This window comes from Ornithinimicrobium jinqii, from assembly GCF_045032595.1.
Classification (GTDB): domain Bacteria; phylum Actinomycetota; class Actinomycetes; order Actinomycetales; family Dermatophilaceae; genus Ornithinicoccus.
The window spans coordinates 163,924-177,724 of the sequence record NZ_JBJFZS010000018.1 but is presented as its reverse complement, the minus strand read 5'-3'; the positions used below and the strand labels follow the sequence as shown (position 1 = coordinate 177,724).

General features: G+C 75.0%; 9 protein-coding genes. 6 read left to right on the top strand and 3 right to left on the bottom strand.

The features are described from left to right. Nucleotides 1-29: 29 nt before the first annotated feature. A complete protein-coding gene (locus ACI3ET_RS08520; protein WP_405032586.1) occupies nt 30-698 on the bottom strand; it encodes a TetR/AcrR family transcriptional regulator in 669 nt (222 codons plus the stop codon). Between the two features lie 123 nt (nt 699-821). On the opposite strand from ACI3ET_RS08520, the gene ACI3ET_RS08515 reads away from it, so the two are divergent. Both ACI3ET_RS08515 and ACI3ET_RS08510 read left to right on the top strand, forming a co-directional pair. Further along, nucleotides 822-4,028, top strand: coding sequence for an ATP-dependent helicase (locus tag ACI3ET_RS08515; RefSeq protein WP_405032585.1), 3,207 nt, complete (start codon nt 822-824; stop codon nt 4,026-4,028). Continuing rightward, the gene (locus ACI3ET_RS08510) at nt 4,025-7,342 is read left to right on the top strand and encodes an ATP-dependent helicase (protein WP_405032584.1); all 3,318 of its coding nucleotides are present in this window, start codon (nt 4,025-4,027) and stop codon (nt 7,340-7,342) included. Before ACI3ET_RS08515 ends, ACI3ET_RS08510 begins: the two co-directional genes overlap by 4 nt. A 60-nt stretch (nt 7,343-7,402) precedes the next feature. Here ACI3ET_RS08510 and ACI3ET_RS08505 read toward each other — a convergent pair whose 3' ends face one another. Further along, nucleotides 7,403-8,899: a phosphotransferase gene (locus ACI3ET_RS08505; protein WP_405032583.1), complete on the bottom strand. Its 1,497-nt coding sequence runs from the start codon at nt 8,897-8,899 to the stop codon at nt 7,403-7,405. An 88-nt stretch (nt 8,900-8,987) separates the two neighbouring features. On the opposite strand from ACI3ET_RS08505, the gene nudC reads away from it, so the two are divergent. From nudC to ACI3ET_RS08485, 4 genes are all read left to right on the top strand, one after another. Continuing rightward, the gene (gene nudC / locus ACI3ET_RS08500; protein WP_405032582.1) at nt 8,988-9,929 is read left to right on the top strand and encodes an NAD(+) diphosphatase; all 942 of its coding nucleotides are present in this window, start codon (nt 8,988-8,990) and stop codon (nt 9,927-9,929) included. A 92-nt stretch (nt 9,930-10,021) separates the two neighbouring features. Continuing rightward, nucleotides 10,022-12,049 (top strand): ATP-dependent DNA helicase UvrD2, encoded by a 2,028-nt coding sequence (locus tag ACI3ET_RS08495; RefSeq protein WP_405032659.1) that lies wholly within the window; start codon nt 10,022-10,024, stop codon nt 12,047-12,049. A 103-nt stretch (nt 12,050-12,152) separates the two neighbouring features. Then, complete coding sequence (locus ACI3ET_RS08490) at nt 12,153-12,362, top strand: hypothetical protein (protein ID WP_405032581.1); 210 nt, start codon at nt 12,153-12,155, stop codon at nt 12,360-12,362. Between the two features lie 207 nt (nt 12,363-12,569). Continuing rightward, nucleotides 12,570-12,953 (top strand): WhiB family transcriptional regulator, encoded by a 384-nt coding sequence (locus ACI3ET_RS08485; protein WP_405032580.1) that lies wholly within the window; start codon nt 12,570-12,572, stop codon nt 12,951-12,953. An 18-nt stretch (nt 12,954-12,971) separates the two neighbouring features. Here ACI3ET_RS08485 and ACI3ET_RS08480 read toward each other — a convergent pair whose 3' ends face one another. Further along, nucleotides 12,972-13,763, bottom strand: coding sequence for a hypothetical protein (locus ACI3ET_RS08480; protein WP_405032579.1), 792 nt, complete (start codon nt 13,761-13,763; stop codon nt 12,972-12,974). Nucleotides 13,764-13,801 lie beyond the last annotated feature (38 nt).

The window sequence follows — 13,801 nt, the reverse complement described above, 5'->3', positions numbered from 1 at the left end:
CTCGGGGACGGGTGCTGCTCGCGACGAGGCTAACCCGAGGTCCCTGTGTGCGAGGACACCGCGTCGGCGCCCGCGCCCTCGAGGGACCGGGGGAAGTGCCCGAGTCCCCGCCACGCCACCGTCGTCATGACGTCCGCGGCGACCCCCCGGGGGACCTGTGAACCGCTCTCGTACCAGTGCCGGGCGGCCGACTGCGCCAGCCCGACGAGCGCGGTGCCGATGAGCACGGACTGCTCCCCGTCCAGGTCGGTCTGGTCCTGGAGCACCCGGCCCACCGCGGCGGCACACCGTGTCTGGGCCTGCGCCAGGAGCGCGGCCACCGAGGGATCGTCGCCCATGTCGGAGGCCAGGACCAGCGGGTAGCCCGACCCTGGTCGGTCCACGAACGCGAAGAACCCGTGCATCGTCGCCCTGATCCGGTCCCCGTTGTCGTCCGTGGACGCCATCGCCGACTCGATCGTCTCGACCATCCCGTCGCAGGCCTGGGCGGCGAGTGCCAGGTAGAGGTCCAGCTTGCTGTCGAAGTGCTGGTAGAGCACGGGCTTGGACACCCCGGCCCGACCGGCGATGTCGTCCATGGCCGTGGCGTGGTAGCCATTCTCGGAGAAGCTGGCGAGCGCGGCCTCCAGCAGGAGCGCGCGTCTCTGGCTGCGCGGCAGGCGCGGTCGGGGTTCGCCTGGGGTGGGTGGGGTGCTCACCTGGGCATCTCCTTCGGGACGGTGCGCGTCATCCTAGGGGAAGGGGACGCCGGCAGGGGCTGCCTCGTCCGCGTCGCCCGGCGGGGCACCAGGTCTGTCGGTGCCAGATGGTGTGATGGCGTCATGACGGCGAACGACGACGGGTCCCGGCCCGCGACGGACCCGGCCCAGGAGCGGGTGGTCTACCACCGGGGCGGGGTCCTGCTGGTGCTGGGTGCTCCGGGCACCGGCAAGTCGTCGGTCGTCGTGCGGCACGTCCAGGACCGCGTCGCGCGCGACGGGGTCGCCCCGGACGCCTGTCTCGTGCTGGGCCCCACGCGGCAGGCCGCGGCACGCCTGCGTGCCGACGTGGGCCGTGGCCTGGGGGAGACCTTCAGCGAGCCCCTGGCGCGCACCCCGTCATCGCTGGCGTTCGCGGTGCTGCGGCTCGCCGCCGCGGGGGCTGGAGATCCGCTCCCGCGGCTGCTGTCGGGGGCCGAGCAGGACGTCATCCTGCGTGAGTTGCTCGCCGGCCACCGCGCCCAGGGGCTCGGCCCGGACTGGCCGGCGGCCCTCGAGGCAGCGCTGCCCACCGCCGGCTTCCGGGGCCAGCTGCGCGACCTCCTGATGCGTGCGGTGGAGCACGGGCTGGAGCCCGCCGACCTGCGCGCGCTCGGCGCCGAGCACGATCGACCGGAGTGGCGGGCGGCCGCAGACGTGCTGGAGGAGTACGACCAGGTTACCGCACTGTCCGAGCCCGGCGCCTACGACCCGGCCTGGATCTGCACCGCGGCGGCGGACGTCCTGGAGGACGACCCGCAGCTCCTGGACACCGTGAGGAGGACGCTGCGCGTGATTCTCGTCGACGACGCGCAGGAGCTCACGGCTTCCGCGGCGAGGCTGGTCGAGGTCCTGCACGCCCCCGGCACCGACGTGGTCCTGGCGGGGGACGGGGACGCGTCCGTGCTCGGTTTCCGGGGCGCGGTCCCCGGTCGCTTCGTCGAGCTCGCCGGCGCGCTGCACGCGCGGTCCAGGGGAGGAGCGCACGGTGGAGCTGGTCCGTCGGCCGTGCCGACGGTGGTGCTGGGCACCAGACATCGTGGACGCCCCGGGCTCGGGGAGGTGACGGATCGGGTGTCGGACCGGATCGGTGCCACCCACGGGGTGGCGCACCGTCGACCCATGGTCCCCGCAGGAGGTGGCGGCCACGACCAAATCCAGGTCGCGGTCCTGCGCAGCCGCGCCCAGGAGGCGGCCCTCGTCGGTCGTCGGCTGCGGGAGGCCCACCTGGGGAAGGGCGTCCCCTGGGCACGGATGGCCGTCATCACCCGTTCGGGGGCGCAGCAGGACGGCCTGCGCCGCGCGCTGGTCTCCGCCGGGGTGCCGGTCCAGCTGGACCGGTCCGGGCTGCCCCTGGGCCAGGACCCCGCCGTGGCGCCCCTCCTCACGGCCTTCGACGTCGTCACCCGTCCCGAGCCCACGCAGCCCTGGACGGTGTCGCCCGCGGAGGCCGTGGAGCTGCTGACGAGCCCGATGGGTGGGGTCGACCCCGTGCACCTGAGGCGGCTGCGCCGTCGGGTCCGTGCGGCCGAGCTGGCCGACGGGGGCACCCGGGGCGCCGACGAGGCGCTCGCCGGCCTGCTCGAGGGGGAGGACCTCGTGCGGGCTCCCCGCTCTGCGGTGCACGACGACCTGATGCCGCTCGCCGATGTCGCCCGGGTGCTGCGCGCCGGCCGGCAGGCGGTGCTGGCTGACCCCCCGGGCTCGGCGGAGGACGTGCTGTGGGCGCTGTGGTCCGAGACCGAGCTGGCGCGGACGTGGACGAGGCAGGCGCTGGCCGGTGGTGCCCTGGGGGCCCGCGCGGACCGTGACCTGGACGCCGTGCTGGTGCTCTTCGGCGCCGCGGAGGCTTACGTCGAGCGGCTTCCCGGCAGCCGGCCACGGGGATTCCTCGACCATGTGCGCGGTGCCGAGGTGGCCGCGGACACGCTCGTCGTCGGTGGCCGGACCGGGGACGCGGTGGAGGTGCTCACTCCCCAGGCGGTCGCCGGGCGCCACTGGGACCTGGTCGCGGTGGTCGGGGTCCAGGAGGGGGTCTGGCCGGACCTGCGCCTGCGGGACACGCTCCTCGGCGCCCAGGTGCTCGTCTCGGCACTGCACGGTCGTCCGGTCGGCGGTGCGGAGGCGCTGCGGGCCGCGCAGTCCCAGGTGCGGGCGGACGAACTGCGCCAGTTTCACGTCGCGGTCAGTCGGGCGCACCAGACCCTGCTGGTGACGGCGGTGGCCAGCACCGACGACCAGCCCTCCGGGTTCCTGGACCTGGTCGACCCCGCGTACCGCGACCTGCCCCTCGTGGAGGTGCCCGCACCGCTGACCCTCCGCGGGCTCGTGGGCCAGCTGCGCAGGACGGCGGTCCGGGCCCAGCGGGTCGGCGAGCACGAGCGCCGTGACTCGGCGGTCGACGCCCTGCTGCACCTGGCCCGGGAGGGGGTCGATGGTGCCGACCCTCAGCGGTGGTGGGACACGCGCGAGGTCTCGTCGGACCGTCCTCTGGTGGCGGCGGGTCCGGTGCGGGTCTCGCCGTCCCGGGTCCAGGACTTCGTGGACTGCGAGCTGAGGTGGTTGCTCACCACGCGGGGCGCCGACGCAGGAGACGCCGTCGCCGCGGAGATCGGGACCCTCGTGCACGACGTGCTCGCAGCAGCACCCGACGCGGACGAGGAACGCCTCGTCGAGGAGCTGGACCGGCGCTGGTCCGGGCTGGGACTGCGGCCGGGGTGGGTGGCGGAGAAGCGCCACCGTGCGGCCCGCGGCATGATCGCCCGCTACGTCTCCTACGTCGAGCAGTCGCGGCGGGCGGGGCGCACCCTGGTCGGGACCGAGGTCGGCGTGGCGGTGTCGGTCCGCCCCGACCAGGCCGAGGACGGGGGGTGGCTGCGCACCGTCGAGCTGCGGGGCTCGGTGGACCGACTGGAGCGGGACGAGGAGGGTCGGCTCGTCGTCCTCGACCTCAAGACCAGCAGGACCAAGCCGTCCGGCGACGACATCCGCCGGCATGCCCAGCTGGGCGCCTACCAGGTGGCGGTCACGGAGGGCGCCTTCGGGCAGCTGTCCCCGGGAGCCACGAGCGGGGGCGCCGAACTCGTGCACCTCGGGGCCACCGGACCGGTGACGCAGGCCCAGCCCCCGGTCCTGGACGACGCGGAGCCGGGGTGGGCCCGCACCATGGTGCTCCGTGCTGGTGCGGGGATGGCCGGGCACACCTTCGCGGCCCACGACCTCCAGCAGCGGTGCCGCTCGTGCGCCGCGCGCTTCTCGTGCCCGCTCCAACCTGAAGGTCAGGGACGATGAGCGGGGCGGGCGCGACCGCGGGAGCAGGAGCGGTGGACGCCCGGCCGGGGGCCCAGGTCCGCGGACGGCCTCGCTTCACGGCAGCCGAGCTGACCGAGGCGCTGGGTGCCTTCGCCCCCACCGAGGAGCAGCGCGCGGTCATCGAGGCAGACCTGAGCCCGACCGTGGTGGTCGCCGGCGCCGGCTCGGGGAAGACCGAGACGATGGCCCTGCGCGTCGTGTGGCTGATCGCCAACGGCTACGTGGAACCCCAGCAGGTGCTGGGCCTGACGTTCACGCGCAAGGCGGCGATGGAGCTGAGCGCCCGGCTCGCGGCACGCCTGGGGCGACTGCGCGAGGTGGGGCTGTGGACGCCGGACGACGACCACCAGAACCTCGACCTCCCGACCGTCTCGACGTATCACGCCTATGCGGGACGGTTGGTCGGTGAGCACGGGCTGCGGCTCGGCGTGGAGCCGGACGCCGCGCTCCTGAGCGAGGCTGCCTGCTGGCAGCTCGCGCACGAGGTGGTCGCCACCCACGCGGGCGACATGCAGGAGATGGACCGTGCCGAGTCGACGGTCGTGCGTGCGGTGCTCGGCCTGGCCGGCGAGCTGGGCGAGCACCTCGTCGCCCCCGCCGAGGCACTCGACTGGCTCCGCCGGGTGGAGGTCAGGGTGGTCTCCCTCCCGGGCGCCGGGGGAAAGAGGCCCAAGGCGGTGGGGAGCCATACGGCCTCACTGCTGCGCATGCAGGCGCTCGTCTACCCCATCGTGGAGGAGTACCGGGCTGCCAAGGCGGCCCGCGGCGCACTCGACTTCGGTGACCAGATGGCCCTGGCCGCCCGGCTGGCACGTGACGTGCCCGAGGTTCCGCTCGCCGAGCAGGCGCGCTACGGCGCAGTCCTCCTCGACGAGTTCCAGGACACCTCGGAGGCCCAGATGGTGCTCATGAGCTCCCTCTTCGCCGGTGCTGACCTTCCGGTCACGGCGGTGGGGGACCCGCACCAGTCGATCTACGGCTGGAGAGGGGCCAGCGCAAGCACCCTGACCCGCTTCCCCCGCGAGTTCGCCGTCGAAGGCCGTCCGGCGACCGTGCTCCACCTGAGCACCTCCTGGCGCAACGACCGGGCCGTGCTGGCAGCGGCCAACGCGGTCGCCGGAGAGCTGCAGCGCTCGTCCCGCATCCCGGTGGAGACGCTGCACGCGAGGCAGGATGCCGGTTCGGGGCTGGTGGAGGTCGCGAGGCTCGTCGACCATGTCGACGAGGCAGAGCACCTCGCCGACTGGGTCGCGCAGCACTGGGGCCAGGGTCGGACGGCGGCCGTGCTCTGCCGCGCCCGTGCGCAGTTCCCCACGATCGTCGAGGCGTTGCGACGGAGGGGGTTGCCGGTGGAGGTCGTCGGTCTCGGCGGTCTGCTGGACACCCCCGAGATCCTCGACCTCGTCGCGCTGCTCTGGACGGCCCAGGAACCCACCCGCGGGGACCAGGTGATGCGGCTTCTCACCGGACCGGTGTGCCGACTGGGTGCCGCTGACCTCGACGCTCTGTGGACCTGGGCCCAGGAGCTGGGCAGGACCTCGGGCGCTGCACGGCACACGGACCGCGAGCACGCTGCGGTGCTGGCGGAGGCACTCGACCAGCCTCCGCGCGCCGGGTGGGTGGGGGAGCAGGGGCACCACCTGAGCCCCGAGGCGACGGTCCGCGTCGAGTGGCTCTCGAGCGTGCTGCGGCGCGTGCGCTCACTCGTCGGACTGCCCCTGCCCGACCTCGTCGTCGAGACCGAGCGGCTCCTGGGGCTCGACCTCGAGGTCGCTGCCGACCCGGACCTCCACCCGGCCTGGGGTCGTGCCCAGCTGGATGCGCTCGTCGACGTCGCGGCCGGCTACGCGGCTGGCGCCGACCGGGTGACGCTCGGCGGATTCCTCGACTGGCTCGACGCCGCGCGCGAGCACGAACGGGGGCTCGAGGGGGCCGAGGTGCCCGAGCTCGCGGAGGTCAGCGTGGACACCAGCGCGGTCCAGGTGCTGACCGTGCACGCGGCCAAGGGCCTGGAGTGGGACCTTGTCGCCGTCCCCGGCATGGTGGAGGGCACGTTCCCGTCGGGTGCCGTGGTCGCTCGGCACGACGGCAGCAGATGGACCGTGGGGGAGCGCAAGGACAAGGGGTGGCTCGCCGGGATCGGTCGGTTGCCTACGCCGCTGCGGGGCGACCGGGAGGACCGCCCGACGCTGGGCTGGATGTCCGTGCCGGACACCCACGTCCTCGACGAGGAGCTGGCCCGCGTCTATCGCGAGGGGGGATCGTTCTCGGTGCGGGAGGAGCGCCGCCTCGCCTACGTCGCCCTCACCCGCGCCAGGCACCGCATGCTGCTCACGGCGCCCGTGTGGTCCACGGGGAAGACCCCGCGCGTGACGTCCAGGTTCCTCGACGACGTCCGCAGCGATCCGGGGGTGGGTGCGGTGGTCCGTGAGTGGGCGCCGCTGCCGGACCCGGACGACCCGACCGAGAACCAGAACCCACGACTGCTGGAGGAGTCGCGGGCCCCGTGGCCGGTCGAGCCGCACGCCCGGCGCCGGGCGGTGCAGGACGTGGTCGCCGCTCTGGTGTCCGCACGGGAGACCGGCGCACGTCTCGGTGCTGCTGACGAGAGTCCTTGGGACGAGAGCGTGCGGCTTCTCCTGGCGGAGCGAGCGGAGCGTCGTCGGGCGCCGGTCACCCCGCCCGTGCCGGACCACCTCTCGACGTCGGCGGTCGTCGAGCTGGCGGCCGAGCCGGCGACGTTCAGGGCCAGGCTGCGGCGACCCGTGCCCCGGCCGCCAGCCCCCCACGCCCGGTTGGGGACGACCTTCCATGCCTGGGTCGAGCAGCACTACGCCGCGGCGGCGCTCGTCGACGTGCACGAGGTCCTGGGCTCAGGACCCGAGGACGACCCCGCCGACGACGTCCTGCTGCTGCAGCGGCACTTCCTGGACAGCGAGTGGGCGGGCCGGACGCCGACGGCGGTGGAGGTCGGAGTGGAGACGACCGTCGGCGGCCGCCGGGTCCGGGGGCGCATCGACGCCGTCTTCGCCGACGACGACGGCGGGGTGACGATCGTGGACTGGAAGACGGGGAGGCAGGGCGGTCCGGAGCAGCAACGGGTCCGTAGCCTGCAGCTGGCCGTCTACCGCCTGGCCTACGCCCGCCTGACCGGCCGGCGGACCGGGGAGGTGCGCGCGGCCTTCTTCTTCGCGGCCACCGGCCACACGCTCCGGCCGCCCCTGCCGGGCGAGGACGAGCTGGAGCGGCTGGTCAGCGAGCTGGCGACCGACCCGGCGCACGGCCAGGGCTGAGGCACGAGGAACCCTCGCCGGTGCGCCCGTCGTCACGACGTTCGGTCCCTGCCCTGTCGGTCAGGTCCCTCGGGGGGTCGCGTCCGCGGGAGGGTCTCCCTCGTCGTCCTCGGTCGTGCCGGTCGCCACGTCCTGCTCGGGGGGGCCGTCCTCCCCGTCCGGACGCTCCGTCGGGAGTGCCTGCGTGGTGTCCGGATCGGGGGAGGGCATCCCGTACAGCTCGTGCAGCCGCTGCTGGTCGTCCAGGTCCTCGTCCTCGTCGCCGAGTCCGGCCCCGTCCTCGGGCTGGTCACCGGCCGGGGAGCTGCCGTGGTCGCCCGCGTCCTGCTCCGGCCGGTCCGCGCTCGGGGCGTCCTCGCCCTCCGGGGCTGGGGACTCGGGGTAGGCCACCTCCATGGTGGGGTCCGGGCCCGGCTCAGCGGCGACCTCGGCCGCTGAGCCCGGGTCGTCCCCTCCAGCGAGCAGGTGGGCCTGCCCCCCGCCGCCGGCGAGGTCGAGCTCCTCGCCAGCAGGTTCCTCGGGCGAGACCTCCCGTCCGGGCGTGTCCACGTGGTGGTCGGTCGACGGGCCTCCTTGCGTCGTCGCGCCGGACGAGCGCGCAGTGAAGGGCACGAGCGAGTCGTCCTCCTCGGTCAGGCGGTCCGTCCGCCGCAGGACCTCGACCTTCCTGCGGACCTCGTCCTCGCGTCCCTCGGCCACGGCGACGGCGAGTCCCCGGAGGAGTCGTGTCTCGGAGATCAGTCTGGCCCGGGCATGCAGGTACGGGTCGGGGCGCTGGGCCCGGGCGAGCGCGTAGCTGTCCAGGACGGACTCCCAGGCCTGCGGGGAGGCCAGGGCGCAGGTATGGGCAAGGTCGACGGCAGGGTCGGCGATCTGGGCCTCCTCCCAGCCGGTGACGGCCACGACCCGACCGCTGGAGGCGTCGTCCTCGTCGCCGAAGACGACGAGGACGCTGGTCCCACGGAACGCTCCGTGGACGGGGGTGGTCGCGAACTGCCAGAGGGGGGCGGCGTCGAAGGCTGCCTCCCACCGGGCGAGCAGGCCGGTCGGCACCCGTCCCGTCTCGGCGGCCCGGTCGACCTCGGCGGTCAGCCGCTGACGGCAGCCCGCCGCGTCGAACACGGGGACGTCCTGCTCCTCGAAGACCCCCCGGGGAACGTTGTGGACGGCCGCCACCGCGCGGCCCACGGCGCTCGCGAGACCGGGGCCGGCGGGCAACCGGCCGAGGTCGATCGGAGAACCCTCCACGAACGGGTAGACCGCAGCGTGCCCGACCGGGCCCAGCGCGGCATACCCGACCGGGGCCGGAACCTTGAACGGCAGGTGGCGCGCCAGCTGCCGGACGAGCTCGTCGTTGCGCTGCATCGCGGCCCCCGCGACCGCCGTGAGGGGAGCACGCACCCACCACCGGCGTCCGGTGGTGTCCTCGACCAGAGCTTGCTGGTGGTCGGGGTCGGTGCCGTCGTCCGCAGGGCCGACCGCGGCCACGGCGACGGGCTGCATGCCGGGGACGGCGGCGCTGGCCAGGGCCGCCAGGGCGAGGTCGCTGCGCTTCACCCCCACACCGTATGCGGTGGGCGTGCCCTGAGCTCGCAGGTGCACCGGCACGTCCCGGTCGGTCAGCGGCGACACCTACAGTGTCGACGTGAGCCGCACGGACGAGACCCTCCTGGACCTTGCCCTGTCCCGGGCCACCGTCGACCGGTCCGCGCACGAGCGTGCCCGGACCGGGACCATCGACGCCGCCCTGGCCGACCCGGGGACCCGGGTGCTCGAGCTGCGTGAGGGCACGGCGCCGGTCCTGGTGCCCGGGCGCGACCGGCTCGCGCTGCGCGCCCCCCGCGACCGGGACGTCGACGCCTCGCCCTGGTTCCTGGGCCGGCACGAGGGAGTCGCGTACGTCGCCGTCAGGCCCGGCCCCGGTGACGGGAGCCCCGGCGTCGAGGCGGTCGAGGACGTGGAGTGGCTGTCGCTGCGGGAGGTGGGGGCCGACCTCGACGACACCGAGGCCGGTCTGCTGACCACGGCCACCGCGTTGCACGGGTGGCACCGTGGCCACCAGCACTGCCCCCGGTGCGGCGCGTTGACCGAGGTCGTGCTCGGGGGGTGGGTCCGGCGGTGCCCTGCCGACGGCTCGGAGCACTACCCGCGCACCGACCCCGCGGTGATCATGGCGGTGGTCGACCCCGACCACCGGCTGCTGCTGGCGACCGGCAACGCGTGGCCCGACGGACGGGTGTCGGTGCTGGCCGGCTTCGTGGAGGCCGGGGAGACGATGGAGGCGGCGGTGGCGCGCGAGGTCCGGGAGGAGGTCGGGGTCTCGGTCACCGACCTCGCCTACCGCGGCAACCAGCCGTGGCCCTTCCCCGCCTCGCTCATGCTCGGCTTCCGTGCACGGGCCACCACCACGGACCTGGTGCCGGACCCCGCGGAGATCCGGTCGGCCGCCTGGTACACGAGGACCGAGCTCGCCGAGCGGATGGTCGACGGCTCTCGCACCCTGCCCTCCCGGGTGTCGATCGCGCGCCTGCTCATCGAGGAGTGGTTCGGCGGTCCGCTGCCCACGCCGCGGGAGGACAGCCCGTGACGGTCGAGCCGCCGGTGCCCGCGAGTCCCGACGACGTGCTGTCCGGCCTCGACCCGGAGCAGCGCCAGGTGGCGGCCCACCCCACCGGGCCGATGGTGGTGCTGGCGGGCGCCGGCACCGGCAAGACGCGGGCGATCACGCACCGGATCGCCTACGGCGTGGCCAGCGGCGCCTATCACCCCTCCCGCGTCCTGGCCGTCACCTTCACCGCGCGCGCAGCCGGTGAGATGCGGACGCGGCTGCGAGGTCTGGGGGTCCCGGCCGTCCAGGCGCGCACCTTCCACGCCGCGGCGCTGCGGCAGCTGCAGTTCTTCTGGCCGCAGGCGGTGGGCGGCGCGCCGCCCGAGGTGATCGCGCAGAAGGTGCCGGCGGTCGTGGAGGCGGCCGGACGGCTCCGGCTGCGCCTGGACAGGGCCGGCCTGCGCGACGCCGCCGCGGAGATCGAGTGGTCCAAGGTGAGCATGCTGACCGCCCAGACCTACCCCGCCGCAGCGCGGGAGCAGCACCGGCAGCCGGCCGGGCTGGACGCGACCGCGATGGCCCGGCTCATCGAGGTCTACGGCGAGGTCTGTGCCGAGCGCCACGTCATCGACTTCGAGGACGTGCTGCTGCTCACCGTCGGGCTGCTCGACGAGCACCCGCGGATCGCGGCGCAGATCCACGAGCAGTACCGGCACTTCGTCGTGGACGAGTACCAGGACGTCAACCTCCTCCAGCAGCACCTGCTCGACCTGTGGGTGGGAGAGCGGTCGGACGTCTGCGTGGTGGGTGACCCGGCCCAGTCGATCTACTCCTTCACGGGGGCCTCGGCCGACCACCTGCTCGGCTTCGCGGACCGGCACCCGGGGGCCCGCAGCGTGCGGCTGGTCAGGAACTACCGCAGCACCCCCCAGGTGATCCACCTGGCCAACCTCGTCCTCGGTGGCGGTCGACGGTCCGACGGGCCCGCCGCCCGTGCGCTGGCACCCAGCATCGAGCTCGTGGCGCAGCGCTCGGACGGCCCGGCCCCGACCCTCACCGCATACCCCGACGACGAGGCGGAGGCTCAGGGGGTCGCGTCCACCATCCGGGGTCTGCTCGAGAGGGGCACGCCCGCGAGCGCCGTCGCCGTCCTCTACCGGACCAACGGTCAGTCCGGAGCGGTGGAGTCCGCGCTGGCGCGGGCCGAGGTGCCCTACCTGGTCAGGGGTGGCGAGCGGTTCTTCTCCCGCGCGGAGGTCCGGGCAGCGGTCGTGCTCCTGCGCGGCGCGGTGCGCTCCGACGACGGCTCGTCGGCTCTCGGCGAGGTGGTGCGGGCTGTGCTCTCCGGTGCCGGGTGGTCCCCGGAGCCGCCCCCGGGCGGGGCAACGCGCGAGCGCTGGGAGAGCCTGCAGGCCCTCGTGCTGCTGGCCGACGACCTGGCACGGACGGCTCCCGGTGCGAGGACGGGGGACCTGGTGGCGGAGCTGGACCGGCGCGCGGCTGAGCAGCACGCCCCGACGGTCCAGGGCATCACCCTGGCCTCGCTGCACGCTGCCAAGGGGCTGGAGTGGGACGTGGTCGTCGTCGTCGGGTGCAGCGACGGGCTGCTGCCGATCACCCTCGCGGACACCCCCGGGCGCGTGGAGGAAGAGCGCCGCCTCCTCTACGTGGGCATCACCCGCGCTCGTGAGCAGCTGCACCTGAGCTGGGCGGCATCACGCGCGCCGGGCACCCGGGGAAGCCGCTCCGTGTCCCGGTTCCTGGGTCCGGCAGCGGGGATCCTCGGCGACGGCGCGGCCCCGGCGGGGCCCAGGAAGAAGGTGGCGCGCCGCGCGGACCGCACGCGCGCGCCCCGAACCTGCCGCACGTGCGGCACCATCCTGCACACGGCCGCCGAGCGCAAGGTGGGTCGGTGCGGGACCTGCCCGCCCACCTACGACGAGGCGGTCTTCGAGGCGCTGCGGGCCTGGCGCACCGTGGTCGCCAAGGAGACGGCGGTGCCGGCCTTCGTGGTCTTCACGGACGCCACGCTGACCGCCATCGCCGAGCGCGAGCCGGTCGACCAGGCTGCGCTGCAGCAGATCTCGGGGGTCGGAGAACGCAAGCTCGCGATGTACGGCGAGGCTGTGCTGAAGGTGCTGCGAGACAATGGTCGATAAATCCATTGCCGAGCGCGCCGTGCCGGTCGTAGAGTGGCACCGTCCAGCCCACGGCCCCTCGCGGCCGTCGGGGTCGAGCACGCACGAGAGGAGGGTGGGAAGCATGGAGACGACGATCGTCACCGGTGTGCGCCGCAACGGCGTCCGCGCCGCAGCACAGCCCGCCTTCGTCATGCCTGCTCTGCGTCCGCGCCCCGCTCGCACCGTCTCGGGCGCAGCCCTGCGGCGACGCGGCTTCGTGCCCGGAACCGCAGGCGTCACCGCGCCGACCACCGACCCCACCCTGGACGTGACCCTGGTCCGGACCAGCTAGGCACCGCCTGCTGCGTCTTCCGGCCGCGAGTCCTCGTCCGAGGATCCGCGGCCGTTCTGCTGTCCGACCCCGGGACCACCGTCCCGGACGTGTCAGCAGCGCGGCACCCGTAGCGCTCCGCGGATCCGCACCACCGCCCAGGAGCTGACCGCCATGACGACCACCCGACCACGACAGCGCTTTCGAGACGACCAGGAAGGACACGACGTGCTCCCGCACGCCAGGACCGCAGAGCATCCGCCGTCCCACGACCAGACGGCCCGGTCCGGGGGCGCACCGTCCACCGGGCGCGGCGGGGCGGCCGGCGCCCTCGCGGCGCTGCTCGGGCTGCTCCCACATCCGGACGAGGAGTGGCAGGAGCTGCCGTGCCGCACCGGCCCGGCGGACCTGTGGTTCGCAGAGCTTCCGCACGAGGTGGAGGAGGCCAAGGCGCTGTGCATGCCCTGCCCGCTGCGCGCGTCCTGCCTCAACGGTGCTCTCGAGCGGGCGGAACCGTGGGGCGTCTGGGGCGGCGAGCTCGTGCTCCAGGGGGTCGTCGTCCCCCGGAAGCGCCCCCGAGGACGGCCGCGCAAGAGCGACGTCGCGGCCTGACATGGTCCTGCCGGACGCTCACCCGGCGTGCCAGGGGCACGCCGGGTGGACGGTCCATCGCCGGGACACGACGTGGGGGGCCTGCGGGCCCAGCTCGTGCGCGAGCCCGGACGAGACGGGTCGTCCCTCGAGGAGCGACCCGACGAGCAGCAGCACCAGCCCCTCGACGGCCAGGGCCAGGGTGCTGCTCATCGGCACCGGGTCCACCTGGACCACCGGGTGACCCAGCTCGATCGCCAGGTCCGGCCACGCGTCGTCGCGGTCGCGCCGGTGCAGGTCGAGGCAGTGGAGGCAGGGGTCGGGGCCGGCGCCGGTCACCGGCCCGACCACCACCCGTCGGCGCTGGACCACGACCGGCAGGGTGCGGCGCCGGGAACGGGCGGCCTGGATCCCGACCTCCGGTGGCACCACGTGCTGGTGCACGAGCACGCTGAGGCTGGGTGCCGCACCGTCGTGGTCGGGCGCGACGTCGCCCAGGACGTGGGCCAGCCGCCGGGCGAGCGGCCCGTGACCCCGCACCGGACACCGGGCCCCGCCGGGATGGGCGTCGCCGCCCGCGGTCGGGCCTGCCAGCCCCGCCGCGAGCCGCACCAGGGCGGGCGGGAAGGGCTCGGCCCCACCCCGCTGCGCGGGCTGGGGCTGGGCCGGCGCCAGGCCGGGCGACGGCTCACCGAGCACGAGGGCCCCGGGTCCCACACCCACCTGCCAGCGGCCGTCCGGCCGCAGCAGCCCGGCGCCGCGTCGCCCGCCCGCCGGAGCCGCCATCGGTCCGCGGGGGCGGGCGGTCGGGACGGGGTCGTCGGGGTTCACCCCGACAGACTGGCACCGCGGGACGAACCCCGACGGGC

Coding starts and splice junctions, on each gene's coding strand:
- ACI3ET_RS08515 (WP_405032585.1), top strand. CDS start 822: ATGACGGCGAACGACGACGGGTCCCGGCCCGCGACGGACCCGGCCCAG.
- ACI3ET_RS08510 (WP_405032584.1), top strand. CDS start 4,025: ATGAGCGGGGCGGGCGCGACCGCGGGAGCAGGAGCGGTGGACGCCCGG.
- ACI3ET_RS08495 (WP_405032659.1), top strand. CDS start 10,022: ATGGTGGTGCTGGCGGGCGCCGGCACCGGCAAGACGCGGGCGATCACG.
- ACI3ET_RS08490 (WP_405032581.1), top strand. CDS start 12,153: ATGGAGACGACGATCGTCACCGGTGTGCGCCGCAACGGCGTCCGCGCC.